Annotated in this window: 11 protein-coding genes and 1 pseudogene; 8 read left to right on the forward strand and 4 right to left on the reverse strand. The window is 67.0% G+C overall.

Going from position 1 to position 18,034, the window contains the following annotated elements:
- Both OXR60_RS18650 and purD read right to left on the reverse strand, forming a co-directional pair.
- Positions 1-180 (reverse strand): annotated as a pseudogene (locus OXR60_RS18650) (hypothetical protein); the annotation flags it as partial.
- 236 nt (positions 181-416) lie between these two features.
- Complete coding sequence (purD, locus tag OXR60_RS18655) at positions 417-1,676, reverse strand: phosphoribosylamine--glycine ligase (RefSeq protein WP_267397500.1); 1,260 nt, start codon at positions 1,674-1,676, stop codon at positions 417-419.
- Here purD and xseA point away from each other — a divergent pair.
- From xseA to OXR60_RS18670, 3 genes are read left to right on the forward strand one after another with little or no spacing between them, the layout of a single operon-like run.
- Entirely contained in the window at positions 1,675-3,096 is a 1,422-nt protein-coding gene (gene xseA, locus OXR60_RS18660) for an exodeoxyribonuclease VII large subunit (protein WP_267397501.1), read from the forward strand. The two genes, purD and xseA, sit on opposite strands and share 2 nt — an antisense overlap.
- Before the next feature lie 12 nt (positions 3,097-3,108).
- Positions 3,109-3,306 carry a DUF2093 domain-containing protein gene (locus tag OXR60_RS18665; protein ID WP_267397502.1) on the forward strand — a complete coding sequence of 66 codons (198 nt, stop codon included), beginning with the start codon at positions 3,109-3,111 and terminating at the stop codon, positions 3,304-3,306.
- Entirely contained in the window at positions 3,306-4,169 is an 864-nt protein-coding gene (locus OXR60_RS18670; RefSeq protein WP_267397503.1) for a M23 family metallopeptidase, read from the forward strand. Before OXR60_RS18665 ends, OXR60_RS18670 begins: the two co-directional genes overlap by 1 nt.
- Positions 4,170-4,197: 28 nt before the next feature.
- Here the strand turns inward: OXR60_RS18670 and OXR60_RS18675 are convergent, their stop codons facing one another.
- Positions 4,198-4,776, reverse strand: coding sequence for a hypothetical protein (locus OXR60_RS18675; protein WP_267397504.1), 579 nt, complete (start codon positions 4,774-4,776; stop codon positions 4,198-4,200).
- Positions 4,777-4,993: 217 nt separating this feature from the next.
- Between OXR60_RS18675 and OXR60_RS18680 the strand changes: the two genes are divergently transcribed.
- From OXR60_RS18680 to OXR60_RS18690, 3 genes are all read left to right on the forward strand, one after another.
- Complete coding sequence (locus tag OXR60_RS18680) at positions 4,994-8,080, forward strand: TonB-dependent receptor (RefSeq protein ID WP_267397505.1); 3,087 nt, start codon at positions 4,994-4,996, stop codon at positions 8,078-8,080.
- A 122-nt stretch (positions 8,081-8,202) separates the two neighbouring features.
- Complete coding sequence (locus OXR60_RS18685) at positions 8,203-9,774, forward strand: putative 2OG-Fe(II) oxygenase (RefSeq protein ID WP_267397507.1); 1,572 nt, start codon at positions 8,203-8,205, stop codon at positions 9,772-9,774.
- Positions 9,771-11,651 carry a tetratricopeptide repeat-containing sulfotransferase family protein gene (locus tag OXR60_RS18690; RefSeq protein WP_267397508.1) on the forward strand — a complete coding sequence of 627 codons (1,881 nt, stop codon included), beginning with the start codon at positions 9,771-9,773 and terminating at the stop codon, positions 11,649-11,651. The genes OXR60_RS18685 and OXR60_RS18690 overlap by 4 nt, the downstream gene beginning before the upstream one ends.
- Before the next feature lie 20 nt (positions 11,652-11,671).
- Here the strand turns inward: OXR60_RS18690 and clpB are convergent, their stop codons facing one another.
- Positions 11,672-14,251 (reverse strand): ATP-dependent chaperone ClpB, encoded by a 2,580-nt coding sequence (gene clpB, locus OXR60_RS18695; RefSeq protein WP_267397509.1) that lies wholly within the window; start codon positions 14,249-14,251, stop codon positions 11,672-11,674.
- 415 nt (positions 14,252-14,666) lie between these two features.
- Here clpB and OXR60_RS18700 point away from each other — a divergent pair, with 415 nt between their 5' ends.
- Entirely contained in the window at positions 14,667-17,504 is a 2,838-nt protein-coding gene (locus OXR60_RS18700) for a pitrilysin family protein (RefSeq protein ID WP_267397510.1), read from the forward strand.
- A gap of 34 nt (positions 17,505-17,538) precedes the next feature.
- Positions 17,539-17,838, forward strand: coding sequence for a hypothetical protein (locus OXR60_RS18705; protein WP_267397512.1), 300 nt, complete (start codon positions 17,539-17,541; stop codon positions 17,836-17,838).
- Positions 17,839-18,034 lie beyond the last annotated feature (196 nt).

Here is an 18,034-nt window from a genome sequence, read left to right on the forward strand (position 1 = left end):
GCGCAGCACGCGATCGGCCTGCTTGCGTTGGCTCTTCAGTCGCACGCCCCAGATGATCGCGATCACGACCAGCAGCGCGAAGATTGCGATCACCGCGAGGTGCAGGGCCGTGAAGGTGCCGGTGGTGCCCGGCAACAGGCTGGCCCCGGGGGCGGACGTGACGGCACTGCTATCGTTCATGGCCGTGACCCTAGCGATGCGCGCCCTGTTCCGCGAGCGCTAATCGCCCGCCGCGGCGGCATGGGGCCAGCGATCTCGACAGCGGTAAGTTGCGGAGATTGCTGGCACTACGGGCGCTCCACCGTGATCCCAGCGAAAGCTGGGATCTGCATGGGGAGGGTGGGGCAGAAGCCGCTAAAGACCCCAGCTTCCGCTGGGGTGACGGCAATGGTGACTGACCCTCACGAACGGGATCGTCATCGCGCCAATTCGCGCCAGCCGATATCGCGGCGGCAGAAGCCGGTGGGGAAGTCGATGGCGTCGACGCCGCGATAGACGATGGTGCGCGCGGTGCGAATGTCGGCGCCGAGCGCGGTGATGGCGAGCACCCGGCCGCCGGCGGCGACCAGGCTGCTGCCCTGCTGGCGGGTGCCGGCCTGGAACACGGTGGCACCGGTCGCCTCCGCCGCCGCAAGGCCGCGGATCGCGCCGCCGACCGCGGGCGTGCCGGGATAGCCGTTCGCCGCCATCACCACCGTCATGGCCGTCTCGGGCGAGAAGGTGGCGGGCGGCTGATCACCGAGGCGGCCTTCCGCGACCGCGAGCAGCAGCGCGGCGAGGTCACCCTGATAGCGCATCATCAGCACCTGACATTCGGGGTCACCGAAGCGGGCGTTATATTCGATCAGCTTGGGCCCCTGCGCGGTGAGCATCAGCCCGGCGTAGAGCACGCCGCTGAAGGGAATGCCATCCTCGGCCATCGCCTTCACCGTCGGCGCGACGATCTCGTCGATCGCGCGCTGCTCCAACTCGGCGGTGAGCACCGGGGCAGGGCTGTAGGCGCCCATGCCGCCGGTGTTGGGGCCGGTATCGCCCTCGCCGACGCGCTTGTGATCCTGGGCGCTGCCGAACGGCATCAGCGACGTGCCATCGGTGAGCACGAACAGGCTCGCCTCCTCGCCCTCAAGGAATTCCTCGAGCACCACCGGCGCGTCGCAGCCAGCGAACATCGCGTCGAACGCGGCAGTGGCCTCAGCGGCGCTGAACGCGATCACCACGCCCTTGCCAGCGGCGAGGCCATCGGCCTTGATCACCACCGGATAGCCGAAGGTCGCCGCGAGCGCGGCTTCAGCCTCGGCGCGCGAGCCGACCCGGACATAACCGGCGGTGGGGATATCGGCGCGGCGGCACAGATCCTTGGTGAAGCCTTTCGAGCCTTCCAGCTGCGCGGCGGCCTGATTGGGGCCGAACACCGGGATGCCGGCGGCGCGTAGCGCGTCGCCCAGGCCGTCGACCAGCGGCGCCTCGGGCCCGATCACGACCAGGCCGATACCGGCGACGCGCGCGAAGGCGATCACTGCGGCATGATCGGTCGCGTCGAGCACCACGCAGGTCGCGCAGGCGGCGATGCCGGGGTTGCCTGGCGCCGCATAGAGCGTATCGAGGCTCTCAGATTGTGCCAGTTTCCACGCGAGCGCGTGCTCGCGGCCGCCTGAGCCCAGCAGCAGGACGTTCATGCCCGATTCCCCATTCGATGAAAGCAGCCGGCTGGTAGCCGAGCAGCGCCCCGGCGACAACGCACTCGCGCTGTCGGTGGGGGAACTCAGCTTCAAGCTCAAGCGGATGGTGGAGGGCGAGTTTGGCCATGTCCGCCTGCGCGGCGAAATTTCGGGCTACAAGCGGGCGACGTCGGGCCACGTCTATCTCTGCCTCAAGGATGATCAGGCGGTGATCGACGGGGTGATGTGGAAGGGCCAGGCCAGTGCGCTGCCGTTCGCGGCGCAGGACGGCATCGAGGTGATCGCCACCGGCAAGCTCACCACTTACCCGGGCCGCTCCAAATATCAGGTGATCATCGAGCGGATGGAACTCGCCGGCGCCGGCGCGCTGATGGCGCTGTTCGAGAAGTTGAAGGCCCAGCTCGCCGGCGAAGGGCTGTTCGATTCGGCGCGCAAGCAGCGCCTGCCCTATCTGCCGCGGACCATCGGCGTCGTCACCTCGCCGACCGGCGCGGTGATCCGCGACATCCTCCACCGGCTGGAGGACCGCTGCCCCAGCCATGTGATCGTCTGGCCGGTCAAGGTGCAGGGGCAGGGCGCGGCCGAGGAGATCGCGGCGGCGATCCGCGGCTTCGATGCGATCCCGGCAGACGGTCCGGTGCCGCGGCCCGATCTCGTCATCGTCGCGCGCGGCGGCGGCTCGATCGAGGATCTGTGGGCGTTCAACGAGGAGCCGGTGGTGCGCGCCGTCGCCGGCTGCTCGATCCCGATCATCTCGGCGGTGGGTCATGAGACCGACACCAGCTTGTGCGACTTCGCCGCCGACCTGCGCGCGCCGACACCGACAGCGGCGGCCGAGCTGGCGGTGCCGGTGCTCGCCGATCTCAGGCTGACGATCGCCAGCCATGCTGCGCGCACCCAGCGTTGCGCCAGCCGCTATGTCGAGCGCGGGCGCGAGCGGCTGGAGGCGCAGGCGCGGCTGCTGCCCAAGCGCGATGCCTTGCTCGGCCCCCAGCGCCAGCGCGCCGACGACGCTGGCCAGCGGCTCGACCGCGGGCTCGAGCGGCGGGTGACCCAGGCGCGCGGGGTGCTCGACCGCGCCGGCGGCGCGCTGCGCCCGGCGGTGCTGCAGCGCCAGATCGACCGCGATCGCGACCGGCTGGCGGCGACCTGGCGGCTGGTCCAGTCGCTCAACCCCGATGCGGTGCTCGATCGCGGCTATGCGCGGGTGACGGCGCGGGCAGCGGGCGGGGGCGGCGAGACCTTGTCCTCGAGCGCCGCGGTGCGCGCCGCGGGCGCGGTGACGCTGCGCTTCAAGGATGGCAGCGTCGATGCCGAGGTCGCCGGCGACACCGAACCCCGGGGCAAGGCCAAGGTTGAGCGGCCCGCTGCCAAGACCTATGTCGGACCCAAGCCCGACCAGCCCTCGCTGCTCTAGACGGATCCCCTCATGCTCGTTTCCAATTCAGACCGGCCCGCGCGGCTCCACTATATGGCCAACGGCTTTCGCGTGCTGACGCCGGGCGATCACGTCACCTGCGCGGTCACCGGCGCGCGCATCCCGCTCGACATCCTGCGCTATTGGAGCGCGGCGCGGCAAGAGGCCTATGCCAGTGCGCAGATCGCCAGCGAGGCGCTGCGGCCCTGATGCGGCTGCTGGCGGCGACCATCGCGGCGCTGCTGGGGGCAGGCTGGGGCGTCGGAGACGCGCCGCTCAAGGCGCAGCAGGCAGCCGTCATGGTTCCCGACGATGGGTTCAGCTGGAGCGGCACGCTGAGCCAGGGCGGCCTGATCGTCGGCACCGCACCCGCGGGCGCCGTGTCGCTGGCGCTCGACGGCCAGCCGATCGGGTTGGAAAGCGGGCGCTTCATCGCCGGGTTCGATCGTGACGCCAAGCCTGTGGCGATATTCGCCGCGACGCTTGCCGATGGACGCGTCGTCACCCGGCCGCTCACGATCGCGCCGCGCGCGTGGCAGATCGAGCGACTCGAGACCTTGCCCAAATTTCCCGCACCTGATCCCGAGATGGCGCGACTGCGCCCACCCGAACTGGCCGCGATCGCCGCGGCGCGGGCGCAGGCGACCGATGCACACGGCTGGCGCCAGCCGTTCCGCTGGCCGGCGAGCGGGCGGATCTCCGGGCTGTTCGGCGCGCAGCGCGTCTACAAGGGCGAACCCGGCAGCTATCATTCGGGCACCGACATCGCCAAGCCCGCCGGCAGCATCGTCCGTGCGCCCGCCGATGGCGTCGTCATCCTCGCAGCGGACCATCCGTTCACGCTCGAGGGCAACCTGCTGATGCTCGACCATGGCCTCGGCCTCAACAGCGCCTTCCTGCACCTGTCGCGGATCGACGTGGCGGTCGGCGAACACGTCCGCCAGGGTCAGCCGATCGGCGCGGTAGGGATGACAGGTCGCGCGACGGGGCCGCACCTGCACTGGAGCGTCAGCTGGCAGGGCAAGCGGCTCGACCCGATGCTGCTGGCAGGGGCGATGACGGCGCAGCCGTGAAGGGGTGCTGCACCGTGAGCGGAGCGTATCAGCTGTCCCGGCGGGCCTTGACGCCTGGTTGTTTGCCGATGCGCAGGAAGTAACTGCCCAGCGCAGCCCTACGGATCGTGACCGTGCCGCCAGCGCGCGGTGCGACCGCGATCATGCCGCCGGTCTGATGCCAAACGGCACCATCAGCCAAGACAACGATCCAATAGCCGTCTGCGTCGCGACGCGCCGAAGCGATCACGGCGCTGATCTCGTCATCCTCACCCTCGATGCCATCGGGCTTCCGCTTGTCCTTGTCCGGCTCGCCGCCAAAGATATTGAGGCTGGGCAGGTTGAACCCGAACAGCGAACGCCGTGCTTTGCGCACCTCTCCGCGGTCGACGACGACGATCTCACGATTTGCGTTTGCAGCTTGTAATGCGTCGACATTCTTGTCGAAGCACGCGAGCCGCTGCCCCGGATCGGTGATGGCGCGGCAGCCGAGCACGGCGTTCAGTTTTTGATTGGCCGGCGGGGCGGGGTCAGCCGCCATCGCTGCCGTGCCAACAAGGATAAGCGCTATGCCAGCGGTGGACGGCAGTCGGGACATCAAAACACTCACCGTATCGTTGCGCAGCATTTCTTAGCGGCTGGCAAGCACGCCGCCAATACGATGTTGCCCAATTGCTACACCGTGAAATTATGTTGCGGATCGTCGTGGATGTGCTCCGGGATCCGTTGCTGTGCGCAACAAAACCCCGCTAAGAATACGACAACGTGTCGACCATAAGGGCAGAACGCCTTGGGTTCTCACGATGGGTTAAACCTAGTTACCTAGGTGCTAAGGGGAATTTCCGATGAAGAGGGTTATCCGCAATCGCTTGTTAGCGACTACGGTGTTCGCCAGTGTCGCGCTGATGAGCGCACCTGCCGTGGCGCAGACCGTGCCTGCTGATGCTCCGGCGAACTCCGGGCCGATTGAAGGGCAGACCAGCGCCGTGGCGGCCGCGCCCGCCAGCGACGCGACGCCTGCCAGCGGCGGCGAGATCGTTGTCACCGGTTCGCGTATTCCAACGCCGAACCTGACATCGGCCAGCCCGGTGACGGTGATCAACAGCCAGGAGGTCAAGCTCACCGGCGTGACCCGCGTTGAGGATCTGATCAACCAGCTGCCGCAGGCATTCGGCGACCAAGGCGGCAACGTCTCGAACGGCTCAACCGGTACCTCGACGATCAACCTGCGCAACCTGGGTGCGAACCGCACGCTCGTCCTGATCAACGGCCGGCGGCTCGTCCCCGGCGACGTCAGTGATTCGGCTGCCGACGTCAACTTCATCCCGTCGTCGCTGATCAAGCGCGTCGACGTGCTGACCGGTGGCGCATCGGCCACTTACGGCGCCGACGCGGTCGGCGGCGTTGTCAACTTCATCATGGATGACACGTTCAGCGGCTTCAAGATCGACGGCCAGTACAGCCTGTTCCAGCACCAGAACAATTCCAACTACGGCGGCCTGCGCGACGCGCTCGACGCCAAGGGTTTCGGCGCTCCTGACGGCAATGTCGCAGACGGCGGCACCGTCGATGTGACGGCGACGATGGGCGCCGGCTTCGACGACAACCGCGGTCACATCACTGCCTATGTCGGCTATCGCAAGCTTAAGCCGGTCATTCAGTCGAACCGCGATTACAGCTCCTGCGGTTTGACGACCGCCGGTGCGGCGCCGGGCAAGGTCGCCTGCGGCGGCTCGTTCACCTCGAACAACTTCCTGGTTTCCGATCCCGACGTCGGTTCGACCACGTACCAGCTCGGTGCCGGCCGTACCTTCGTTCCCGGCGGCAACGTCTACAACTTCGCGCCGACCAACTACTATCAGCGGCCCGACGAGCGCTACACCGCGGGTTTCTTCGCGCATTATGACGTGAGCGATCACTTCAAGCCGTACCTTGAAGGCATGTTCATGGACGATCGCTCGGTCGCCCAGATCGCGCCGTCGGGCGATTTCGGCAACACGCTCAGCATCAACTGCGACAATCCGCTGCTTTCCGCGCAGCAGCTCGGCATCGTCTGCGCGCCGGGCAACCTGCTCGACGGACCGGGCGGCTCGACGCTCAATGAAGGCGGCGGACCTGCTGCTTTGTTCATCGATCCGACCACCGGGCTGACCTATAATCAGGCGCGCCTGCAGGTGTATCGCCGCAACGTCGAGGGCGGTCCGCGTCGCGACGATCTGCAGCATACGTCGTATCGCATCGTTGCGGGCGCCAAGGGCGATATCGCTCCTGGCATCAGCTACGACGCGTACTACCAGTACGGTCGCACCAACTTTGCGGAAACCTACACCAACGATGTCTCGGTCAGCCGCCTGACCAGGGCGCTTGATGTGGTCAACGTCAACGGCGTCGCGACCTGTCGCTCGGTCGTCAATGGCACGGACCCCAACTGCGTCCCCTATGACATCTTCACGCCGGGCGGCGTGACGGCGGCAGCGGTGTCGTATCTCGGCACCCCCGGGTTCCAGCGGGGCATGACCTCCGAGCAGGTGGCGTCGGGCTCGATCACGGCGCTGCTCGGCCAGTACGGCGTCAAGTCGCCCTGGGCTGACGAAGGCGTGGCGATCAACATCGGTGGCGAGTACCGCAAGGAGCGGCTCGAGCTGAACACCGACGTGGAGTTCCAGACGGGCGATCTGTCCGGCCAGGGTGCGGCAACGCTGCCGGCCAGCGGCCAGTTCTCGGTCCGCGAGTTCTTTGGCGAGGTCCGCGTGCCGATCGTGCATGACGGCTTCATCTACGATCTGTCGGTCGACGGCGGGTATCGCTACTCGAACTACAAGTTCGGCGGTCGCACCGAGAACACCAACACGTACAAGGCCGAGCTGCAGTTCGCGCCGATCCGCGACGTTGCACTGCGTGCATCGTACAATCGCGCGGTTCGCTCGCCGAACATCCAGGAGCTGTTCGCAACCCGGCATGTCGCGCTTGACGGCTCGTTCGATCCCTGCGCCGGCGCAATTGGCACCGACGGCACGGTCAATGGCTTCACTGCTGCACAGTGCGCCAATACCGGCGTCAGCGCTGCCCAGTTCGGCAACATCAGCGAGAATCCCGCGGCCCAGTACAACGGCCTGATCGGCGGCAACCCCGATCTGACGCCGGAAGTCTCCGACACCTACACGATCGGTCTGGTGCTCCAGCCGCGGTTCGTGCCGGGTCTGGCGATCACGGTTGATGCCTTCAAGATCAAGGTCAACAACACGATCAACAACGTCGGCGAGGACACCATCCTGTCGACCTGCGCGGCGACCGGTGATCAGACCTTCTGCGGCCTGATCAATCGCGATCAGTTCGGCTCGCTGTGGCGCACGCCGGCCGGCTATGTCGAGGACGTCGACCTGAACCTGGGTTCGATCAAGACGCGTGGTATTGACGTTGGCGGCAGCTACTCGCACCAGATCGGCTCCGCGGGAACGCTTGGCCTGTCGCTGAACGGCACCTACCTTGACGAATTCCGCACCGACAATGGCGTATCGACCCCGTACAACTGCGCTGGCTACTATGGTCTGCAGTGCGGTACCCCGGCGCCGAAGTGGCGTCATCGGGCCCGCGTGACGTTCACGCTGCCCGACGGCATCGGTCTTTCGGGTCAGTGGCGCTTCTTCGACTCGGTGAAGCTGGATCGTTTGAGCAACAACGAGACGCTCAACGGCAGCTATGCCATCGTCAATGCCAAGATCCCGACGCAGAGCTACTTCGATCTGACGCTGACCGCGACGATCAGCGACAGCTACACCTTCCGTCTCGGCGTGAACAACGTCCTCGACAAGGATCCGCCGCTGGTGACCTCGCAGGCGCTCACGGCGGTCTACGGCAACGGCAACACGTTCCCGAACGTGTACGACGCCCTGGGTCGCTACATCTTCGCGGGTGTGACGCTGAACTTCTAACGGTAATTGCCTAATCGGACTGGGGTCGGCGGACTTGTTCGCTGGCCCCTTTTTGTTTCTGCGGAGATGGCTGTCGCTCGGCTGTGCTGTCGTTCGCCGATCAAATCCGCTAACCTCGCCCAATGACAGCCGTTGGCCCGCGTTCGCCTCCTTCAGGCTTGAGGAGCGTCGACACATTCCGTGAGACGTTACGCCAGGCACGTCGCGATCCGAATGACCCGCGGATCGCGGTTGCCCTCGCCCAGGCCGCACTGAAGGCGCAGGAAGAGGCCTTGGCCGAGCCGATCGTCACCGCCGCTGCGGAGCAGGCGCGCACCGACGCGCGGCTCTGGCAGTGGAGCGGACTATTGCAGCGGGCATTGGATGATCGCGGACGTGCGATCCAGGCATTTGCACGTGCGGCCCGCATCGCGCCTACCGACAAATCGATCGCCCACGGCCATGCGCGCGTCGTGCTCGAGGCGGGACTGCCAGCCACGCAGCTGTTCGAAAAGGCATGCCGGATTGCGCCGCTTGATGGCGACATCCTGCTGGGACTTGCGGCTGCCCGAGTCGACCAGGGCGATGCCGCCACCGCGATCGAGCAGTTAGCGGCGGTGCTGGCCGATCATCCTGGATGGCTTGTCGGCCACCAGACACTGGCACGGTTGCGCTGGATGATGGGAGAGGGAACGGCGTTCGTCGCGTCGATCCACCGCGCGCTCGGCGAAGCGCCGCGAGACATAAGCCTATGGCGGGTGCTGATCGCGACGCTTAGCCATGCCAGATCGTTCGATCAGGCGTTGGCAGCGATCGATCGGGGCCGCACAGCCCTGAGCGCGTCGGCGATGTTCGATGCTGAAGAAGCCGTCGTGCATTCAGAAATAGGCGCGACCGCGACGGCCGATGCGCTGTTTGTGACGCTTGGCGAGCCAACCGACATGTCATCGGCCGTCCGCCGCGTGCGTCATTTGCTGCGTTCCGATCGGATCGACGCGGCATGCGCCTTGATCGACCGTTGGATCACCATGCCCGACGCCTCGCTGATGTGGCCTTATGCCTCGGCTGCGTGGCGGATGACAGGAGATCGACGGGGTGAATGGCTCGACGGATCAGCCAGGCTCGTCAGCATTACCGACTTGGCCGATCGGCTGCCGCACCTCGACAAGCTGGTCTCTCTGCTGACCAGCATCCATCGGACGCGGGCGCAGCCCTTTGACCAGTCGGTGCGTGGGGGGACGCAGACCGATGGCGTCTTGCTGGCGCGGATCGAGCCCGAGATCCGCGCGCTCCGTGCGACGATCGCCGATGCCGTGAAAGCGCATGTCGCCGCATTACCAAAGCACGATCCTTACCACCCGACGTTGCGAGCACCACGCGACCGACCGGTCCGGTTCAGCGGTTCCTGGTCGGTTCGCCTGGAGAGCGGGGGGTACCACTCGAACCATGTACATCCTGCCGGATGGCTAAGCTCCGTCCTGTACATCGCGCTCCCGCCGACGGTGGCAGGCGAGCCGCCGGATGCGGGGTGGCTCACGCTGGGCGCGCCGCAGGCGGAGCTGGGCCTTGATCTGACGCCCATCCGCCGGATCGAGCCGAAGCCAGGACGGCTCGTTCTGTTTCCCTCGACGATGTGGCATGGCACGGTGCCGTTCGCGAAAGGTGAACGATTGACCGTCGCCTTCGACGTCCAGGAGCCGATCAAGCCTTCATGACCGATGATATGAATGCCCGCCTTGCCCCCGCCTTTGAACGACTGCGCGCCGGAGACAGCGCTGGCGCACGGGCGGCTTGCGTCGCGATCTTGGCCGATGATCCGGACCTTCCGTCGGCGCAGGCGCTGCTCGGGCTGTTGTTGTGCCAAGCCGGCCAGCCGGCAGACGCCGTCGAGCATCTCCGCTCGGCCTTGCATCATTGGCCGGACGATCTTGCCACCCGGGTCAATCTCGCGACCGCGCTGGCGTCGCTGGGGCGCCTCGAAGAAGCGTTGACGGTGGCCACGGCGAGCGCGATCAGTGACGTCCGCCTGCAGCGTATTGCCGGCTACGCCCATCAGCAGCACGGCAACTTCGACGCGGCACGATCGGCTTATGAGGACGTCGTCACGGCGATGCCGCGCGACGTCGAAAGCTGGAACAACCTCGGCAACGTCAACGCGTCGCTCGAGGATTATGATGGGGCGATCCTCGCCTTTCAGACGGCGATGGCGCTTCGACCCGACCTTGCGATCCTCCCCATCAACCTGGGTAAAGCGCTCGCAACCGCCGATCGAGATGTCGAGCGCCAGGCGCTTTTGGCAGCAGCAGCGCTGCGCTTGCCCAACCATGCCGAGCTTCAGATGGAGTTGGGCCTTGCGGAAGCCGCCCTCAAGGACCAGCCAGCGGCCGAGCGGGCATTCAGGGCGGCCATCCAGATGACCGACGGCTTTACGCCGGCCTACCTCGAGCTTGGACTGCTTCTCGAAAACCTCAATCGGATCGACGATCTCGCCGCTTTGGTCACCGAGGCTGAGCAGCGAGGCGTAGCTGCGGTCGAACTCAACTTCATCAAGGCGTGGTTGCACCGGCGGCAAGGCCAACTGGCCGAAGCGCTGGCGCAGGCAGAGGCCGTGCCCGACACGATCGCCCCGCTGCGCCGCGCCCAGCTGATCGCCGAGCTCGCCGACCGGCTGGGCGACAGCGATCGCGCTTTCGCCGCCTTCGAGGAGATGAACCGCCATTCGCTGGCGGAAGCGGGCCCGATGGCTGGCCCGAGCTACGGCGAGGAAGTCGCGACCGCTGCGGCCGCCGTCACGAAGGAAACGATCGCGCAGTGGCGGCCTATTCACGTCAACCCCGTCCCGGCGCCGCCCATCATCATCCTCGGTTTTCCGAGGTCGGGCACGACACTGCTCGATACACTGTTGATGAACCTGCCTTCGCTCCATGTCATGGAAGAGTTGCCGGTCATGCGGCAGCTCGAGATCAAGCTCGGTGGTCCCGCGGATCTTGCCACGATGAGCAGCGATGATGCCAATGGCTTGCGCTCGCTTTATTTCGAGGCGCTCGATCGAATCTCTCCACCGCCGCGCGACGGCATGACCATCGTTGACAAATTCCCGCTCCACCTTGCGCGCATGCCGTTGATCCACCGCGTGTTCCCCGATGCCAAGGTGGTCCTGGTCGAACGCCATCCGTGCGACGCCGTGCTTAGCTGCTTCATGTCCAACTTCACGCTCAACAAGGCGATGAGGCATTTTACCACGCTCGAAGGGGCTGCAAGGCTCTACGATACGGTGTTCGATGCCTGGACCCGCGCCACCGATCTGCTGCCGATCAATGTCCACCGGATCCGTTACGAGCGCATGGTGGACGATCTGGAGGGCGAGATGCGGTCGCTGCTCGGCTTCCTCGACATTCCCTGGAACCCGCAGGTACTCGACAATCAGGGTAGCGCGGCCAAGCGCACGCACATCAGCACGGCCAGCTATTCACAGGTCACCGAGCCGATCTACCGACGCGCATCGGGACGCTGGGAGCGATATCGCGCACAGATGGCGCCGGTGCTGCCGATCCTCGCGCCCTGGGCCGAGCGGATGGGTTATCCGCTCTGACGCCCGGGCCGCGTTGATCGTCACTCCACCGCCAGCGCCAGCTTGCCGTCGCCCTCGTCGACCTTCACCGTGCTGCCGTCCTTGACCTCGCCGCGCAGAATCAGCTCGGCGAGCGGGTCCTGGAGGTGGCGCTGCACCGCGCGGCGCAACGGCCGGGCGCCGTAGACGGGGTCGTAGCCGACCCGGCCGAGCCAGGCGCGCGCGGCGTCGGTAAGATCGAGCGTGATCTTGCGATCTGCGAGCAGCTTGGCGACGCGGCCGACCTGAATATCGACGATCGGCGCCATGTGCGCCTGCCCCAGCCGGTGGAACAGGATGATCTCGTCCAATCGGTTGAGGAACTCGGGCCGGAAATGGCCGCGGACGATCTCCATCACCTGCGGCTCGACGCTCGCGACATCGTCGCCGTCGGCGACATTGGCGAGATACTGGCTGCCAAGGTTGCTGGTGAGGATGATCAGCGTGTTGCTGAAATCCACGGTGCGGCCCTGGCCGTCGGTGAGGCGGCCGTCGTCGAGCACCTGGAGGAGCACGTTGAACACGTCGCCGTGCGCCTTCTCGACCTCGTCGAACAGCACCACCTGATAGGGCCGGCGCCGTACCGCCTCGGTGAGCACGCCGCCTTCCTCATAGCCGACATAGCCGGGAGGGGCGCCGATCAGCCGGGCGACGGCATGCTTCTCCATGAACTCGCTCATGTCGATGCGGACCATCGCCGAGGGATCGTCGAACAGGAATTCGGCAAGCGCCTTGGTCAGCTCGGTCTTGCCGACACCGGTGGGGCCGAGGAACAGGAACGAGCCGAGCGGCCGGTTCGGATCCTGCAGACCGGCGCGCGCGCGGCGCACCGCGGTGGAGACGGCGCGCACCGCATCGGCCTGGCCGATCACGCGCTTGCCGATCACCTCTTCCATCCGCAGCAGCTTCTCGCGCTCGCCCTGGAGCATGCGGTCGACCGGGATGCCGGTCCAGCGGCTGACGACGCCGGCGATGTCGTCGGCGGTGACCTCCTCCCGCAGCATCGCGCCCTTGGTGGCGCCGGCGGCTTCCTCGAGCTGCTTGGTGAGCTGAGGAATGGTACCGTAGGAGAGCTCGCCGGCGCGGGCGAGATCGCCGTTGCGCTGCGCCTGCTCGAGCTCGATGCGCGCGGCCTCGAGCTGTTCCTTGATCCGCGATTCGCCGGCGATCTTGTCCTTCTCGCCCTTCCAGCGCGTGGTCAGCTCGGCGGACTGCTGCTCGAGGTTGGCGAGATCCTCCTCCAGCGTCTCCAGCCGGTCGCGTGACGCCTCGTCGCTCTCGCGGCGCAGCGCCTCGCGCTCGATCTTGAGCTGGATGATGCGGCGATCGAGCGATTCGATCTCCTCGGGCTTGCTCTCCACCTCCATGCGGATCCGGCTCGCCGCCTCGTCCATCAGGTCGATCGCCTTGTCGGGAAGGAAGCGGTCGGTGATGTAGCGGTTCGACAGCGTCGCGGCCTGGACCAACGCGCTGTCGGTGATGCGGACGCCGTGGTGGAGCTCGTATTTCTCCTTGAGCCCGCGCAGGATCGAGATCGTGTCTTCGACGGTAGGCTCGCCGACGAACACCGGCTGGAACCGGCGCTGGAGCGCCGGGTCCTTCTCGACATATTTGCGATATTCATCGAGCGTGGTCGCGCCGACGCAATGCAGCTCGCCGCGGGCGAGCGCGGGCTTGAGCAGGTTGCCGGCATCCATCGCGCCTTCGGATTTGCCGGCGCCGATCAGTTGGTGCATCTCGTCAATGAACAGGATGATGTCGCCGTCGGCGGCCTTCACTTCGTCGAGCACGCCCTTGAGGCGCTCCTCGAACTCGCCACGATACTTGGCACCGGCGATCAGCGCGCCGAGATCAAGCGACATCAGGCGACGGTTCTTGAGCGTATCGGGCACGTCGCCGTTGGCGATGCGCAACGCCAGACCCTCGGCGATCGCGGTCTTGCCGACGCCGGGTTCACCGATCAGCGCCGGATTGTTCTTGGTGCGGCGGGCGAGGATCTGGATGGTGCGGCGGATCTCCTCATCGCGGCCGATCACCGGATCGAGCTTGCCGTCGCGCGCCGCCTGGGTGAGGTCGCGCGCGAACTTCTTGAGCGCGTCATAGCGGTCCTCGGCGCCCGCGGTGTCGGCGGTGCGTCCCTGGCGCAGACCGTTAATCGCGGTGTTGAGCCCCTCGGGGGTGACCCCGGCGGCCTTGAGCGCCTTGCCCGCGGCGGTGTTGAGCGACAGCGCGAGCGCGACCAGTAGGCGCTCGACGGTGACGAAGCTGTCGCCGGCCTTTTGCGCGATCTGCTCGGCTTGGTCGAGCACGCGGACCGCATCATTGTCGATGCCGGGGGTCTGTTGCGCGCCCGATCCCGACACGGCGGGGATCTTGGCGAGCGCGAGATCGGTCTCGCTGGCCGCACGCTTGGCGTCGCCGCCGGCGGCCTGGATCAGACCCGCCGCCATGCCCTGCTCGTCCTCGAGCAGGGCTTTCAGGAAATGTTCGGGCGCGATGCGCTGGTGGTTCATGCGGATCGCGACGGTTTGCGCCGATTGCAGGAAGCCCTTGGCGCGGTCGGTGAATTTGTCGAGGTTCATGGATGATCCCTGCTGTTCTCGAGCTCAAGGTGGGTGTGATATTCGGGCAACACAAGGGGTGACAAGTTGAGGAAGTTGAGAGCCTCAACCGGTCGCTGCCTCTCGTAGGTCAACGCTGGAGACCGTGACTATTTGGCACTCGCAGTGCGATGTTGTCGCCCTGCGGCTCGGCTCCGCGGCCATCGGTAGACCGTCGCATGTGGCGATGCCGTTGCTCCACGCCAGCGGGAGAGGCGATGTACCGGATCCGGCCGCCGCCCGGATTGCCTGTTGCCATGTCCATGCCCACACCTCCGCCGCCCGATCCAACCACAGGTGGCAAGTTGTAGGACAGTGAAATGTTGCGTCACAGACAGTTGGCAGGTCGTCGATCGCTGGCTAGCCTGACGCCAACACGTTCGGGGGCTTCAATTACATGACGATCAAGATGGTTACGCTGCTGGGCAGCGCCGCACTGATGGCGCTGGCCACGCCGCTCGCCGCGCAGACCGCGCGGCCGGTGCCGGCGCCTGCGCCGGTCGCCGATCTGGTGCGCGCGGTCGACATTCCCTATCAGCAGTTCACGCTCAAGAACGGGTTGCGCGTGGTGGTCACCACCGATCGCAAGACGCCGGTGGTGGCGGTGAGCGTCTGGTATGACGTCGGCTCCAAATCGGAGCCCAAGGGCAAGACCGGCTTTGCGCATCTGTTCGAGCATCTGATGTTCAACGGCAGCGAGAATGCGCCGGGCGACTTCTTCGATCCGTTGAAGACGATCGGCGCGACCGATCTCAACGGCACCACTTATTACGACCGCACCAATTACTTCGAGACGGTGCCGACCGCGGCGATCGACCGGGCGCTGTTCCTCGAAAGCGACCGGATGGGCTATCTCACCGGCGCGATCAGCCAGGCGGTGCTCGACGAGCAGCGCGGCGTCGTCCAGAACGAGAAGCGGCAGGGCGACAACCAGCCTTATGGCCTGATCCGCTACAAGATCACCGAGGGGCTGTTCCCGGCCGACCATCCTTATGGCCATGACACGATCGGCTCGATGGCCGATCTCGACGCCGCCAGCCTCGACACGGTGAAGGGCTGGTTCCACGATCACTACGGACCCAACAATGCGGTGCTGGTGCTGGCTGGCGATATCGATTTCGCGACCGCCAAGCCGCTGGTGGAGAAGTATTTCGGCGGCATCGCGCGCGGGCCGCAGGGCGTGACCCGGCCGGCGCCGGTGCCGACGCTGCCCACCGCCGTCAACGAGACGATGAAGGACCGCGTTGCCGCGGTGATGATCAGCCGCAACTGGGCGGTGCCGGGGCTCAACGACAAGGATGCGCCGGCGCTCGACGTCGCCGCCGGGGTGCTCGGCGGGCTCGACAGCTCGCGGCTCGACAATATCCTGGTCAAGCAGGAGAAGCTCGCGGTCAACGTTTCGGCGCGCAACAGCAGCTTCGCGCAGGTCGGCACCTTCCAGATCCGCGCGATCGTGCGGCCGGGGGTGGACCCGGCGGTGGTGACGCGGCGGATCGACGAGATCGTCGCCGATTTCCTCAAGAACGGCCCCACGGCGGACGAGGTGTCGCGGGTCGCGACGGTGAATGCCACGGGCACGATCGCGGGGCTGGAATCGGTCGGCGGGTTCGGCGGCAAGGCGGTCGCGCTCGCCGAGGGCGCGCTCTATTCGGACGATCCCGGCTTCTACAAGAAGCAGCTGCAGGCGCTGGCGGCGCAGACCCCGGCGAGCGTCAAGGCGGCGGCGGACCATTGGCTGTCGCGCCCCGCTTACACGCTGAACGTGGTGCCCGGCGCGCGCGATGCCTATGCCGAGGCGCTGGTGCCGGCGAAGAAGGAGGTGGTCGCGGCGCCCGAGGTGCCGGCCAAGGGCACCCGCGGGCCGCTACCGGCGGTCGCCAAGGTCGCCGTGCTGAGCTTCCCGGCGGTGCAGCGGACGCGGCTCTCCAATGGCATCGAGCTGGTCTATGCGCAGCGCACCGCGGTGCCGATCACCCAGATGGTGCTGAGCTTCGACGCCGGTGTCGCCGCCGATGTCGCGGGCAAGATCGGCACGCAGCAATTGGCGCTGGCCATGCTCGACGAGGGCACGACGACACGCAGCTCGACCGCGATCGCCGAGGCGCGCGAACGGCTCGGCGCGCAGATCGGCGGCGGTTCTAGCGCCGATCGCACGAACGTGTCGTTCCAGGTGCCGAGCGTCAATCTCGCGGCAGGGCTCGACCTGTTCGCCGATGTGGTGCGTCATCCCGCCTTTGCCGAGGGCGAGGTGGCGCGGCTCAAGAACCAGCAGCTGGCTGGCATCCAGCAGGAGCTGACCAATCCGGCGGGGCTCGCGGGGCGGGTGATGCCGCCGCTGCTGTATGGCGCGACTTCGCCCTACGCCAAGTCGCAGGGCGGCGGCGACCCGCGCGCGGTGGCGGCGCTGACCCGTGCCGATGTGGTCGCGTTCCAGCAGGCGTGGTTCCGCCCCGACAAGGCGAAGGTGTTTATCACCTCCGATCGGCCGCTGGCCGAGGTGAAGGCGGCGCTCGATGCCGCCTTTGGCGACTGGGCCCCGGTGGGGCCTGCCGGGACCAAGAGCTTCGCCGCCGGCACCCCCGCGGGCGCGCGTATCGTGCTGATCGACCGGCCGGATTCGCCGCAGTCGCTGATCGTCGGCGGTATTCCGACGGCGTTGGTGGGGACGCAGGACCTGCTGCCGATCCTCACCGCCAATGACGCGCTCGGCGGCAGCTTCCTGTCGCGGCTCAACATGGACCTGCGCGAGGGCAAGCATTGGTCTTATGGCGTCGGCGGCGGCTTCCGGGTGGCGGCCTATTCGACGCCTTATTCGATCAGCGCGCCGGTGCAGGCCGACCAGACCGGGCCGTCGCTGGCGGCGATGCGCAGCGACGTGAGCGAGTTCCTGACCAAGCAGCCGATGACGCAGGTGGAGTTCGATCGCGCGATCAACGGCGCGGTGCGCGCGCTGCCCGGCCAGTTCGAGACGGCCGAGGCGGTGCTGGGCGCGATGCAGCAGAACGACCTGCTGCATCGCCCGGACGATTATTATGCGACGATCACCCGGCGTTACCAGGGCTTCACCCTGCCGCAGCTCAATGCCGCGATCCAGGGCGCGCTCAATCCTGCCAAGGCGGTCTGGGTGGTGGTGGGCGACGCCGCCAAGGTAAAGCCGCAGCTTGACACCCTCGGCCTGCCGGTCGAGGTCGTGGCGGCGTCTGCGGTGGCCGGGAACGGAAGCGGCGCGCAGTGATTTGTCTCGTCACGAGAACCTTGGGAGAGTGAGCATGGCGGATATCGACGGCAGCTGGGACGCCACGGTGAAGTCGCCGCTGGGCGACCAGAACATGAACCTGACCATCCAGACCGATGGCGGCAGCTTCAGCGGCACCGCGTCGGGCGCGATGGGATCGAGCGACATCTCGGGCGATGCCAGCGGCAACACCATCAGCTGGAAGCAGCAGATGACCTCGCCGATGCCGATGACGCTCGACATCGAGGTGACGGCCGAGGGCGATACGTTGACCGGCACGGTGGGCGCCGGCGCGTTTGGCAGCTTCCCGCTGTCCGGCACCCGTACCGCCTGAGCGGCTGGTACCGGCGCGCATGACCAGGCGGCCCGTCTCCCCGGTGGAGGCGGGCCGCTTTGGTGTGGCGGCTGTGCCGATGCGGTGGCGATGAGGCGCGGGACGAGCCCGGACCGGCGCGCGCTGGCGGCGACGATCGCCGCGCATGCCATCGTCGCGGCACTGTTGCTGACCGGGCGTACGCCGCCGCCGCCGC

Origin of the sequence: Sphingomonas sp. GC_Shp_5 (genome assembly GCF_026540855.1) — a bacterium.
Taxonomy (GTDB): domain Bacteria; phylum Pseudomonadota; class Alphaproteobacteria; order Sphingomonadales; family Sphingomonadaceae; genus Sphingomonas.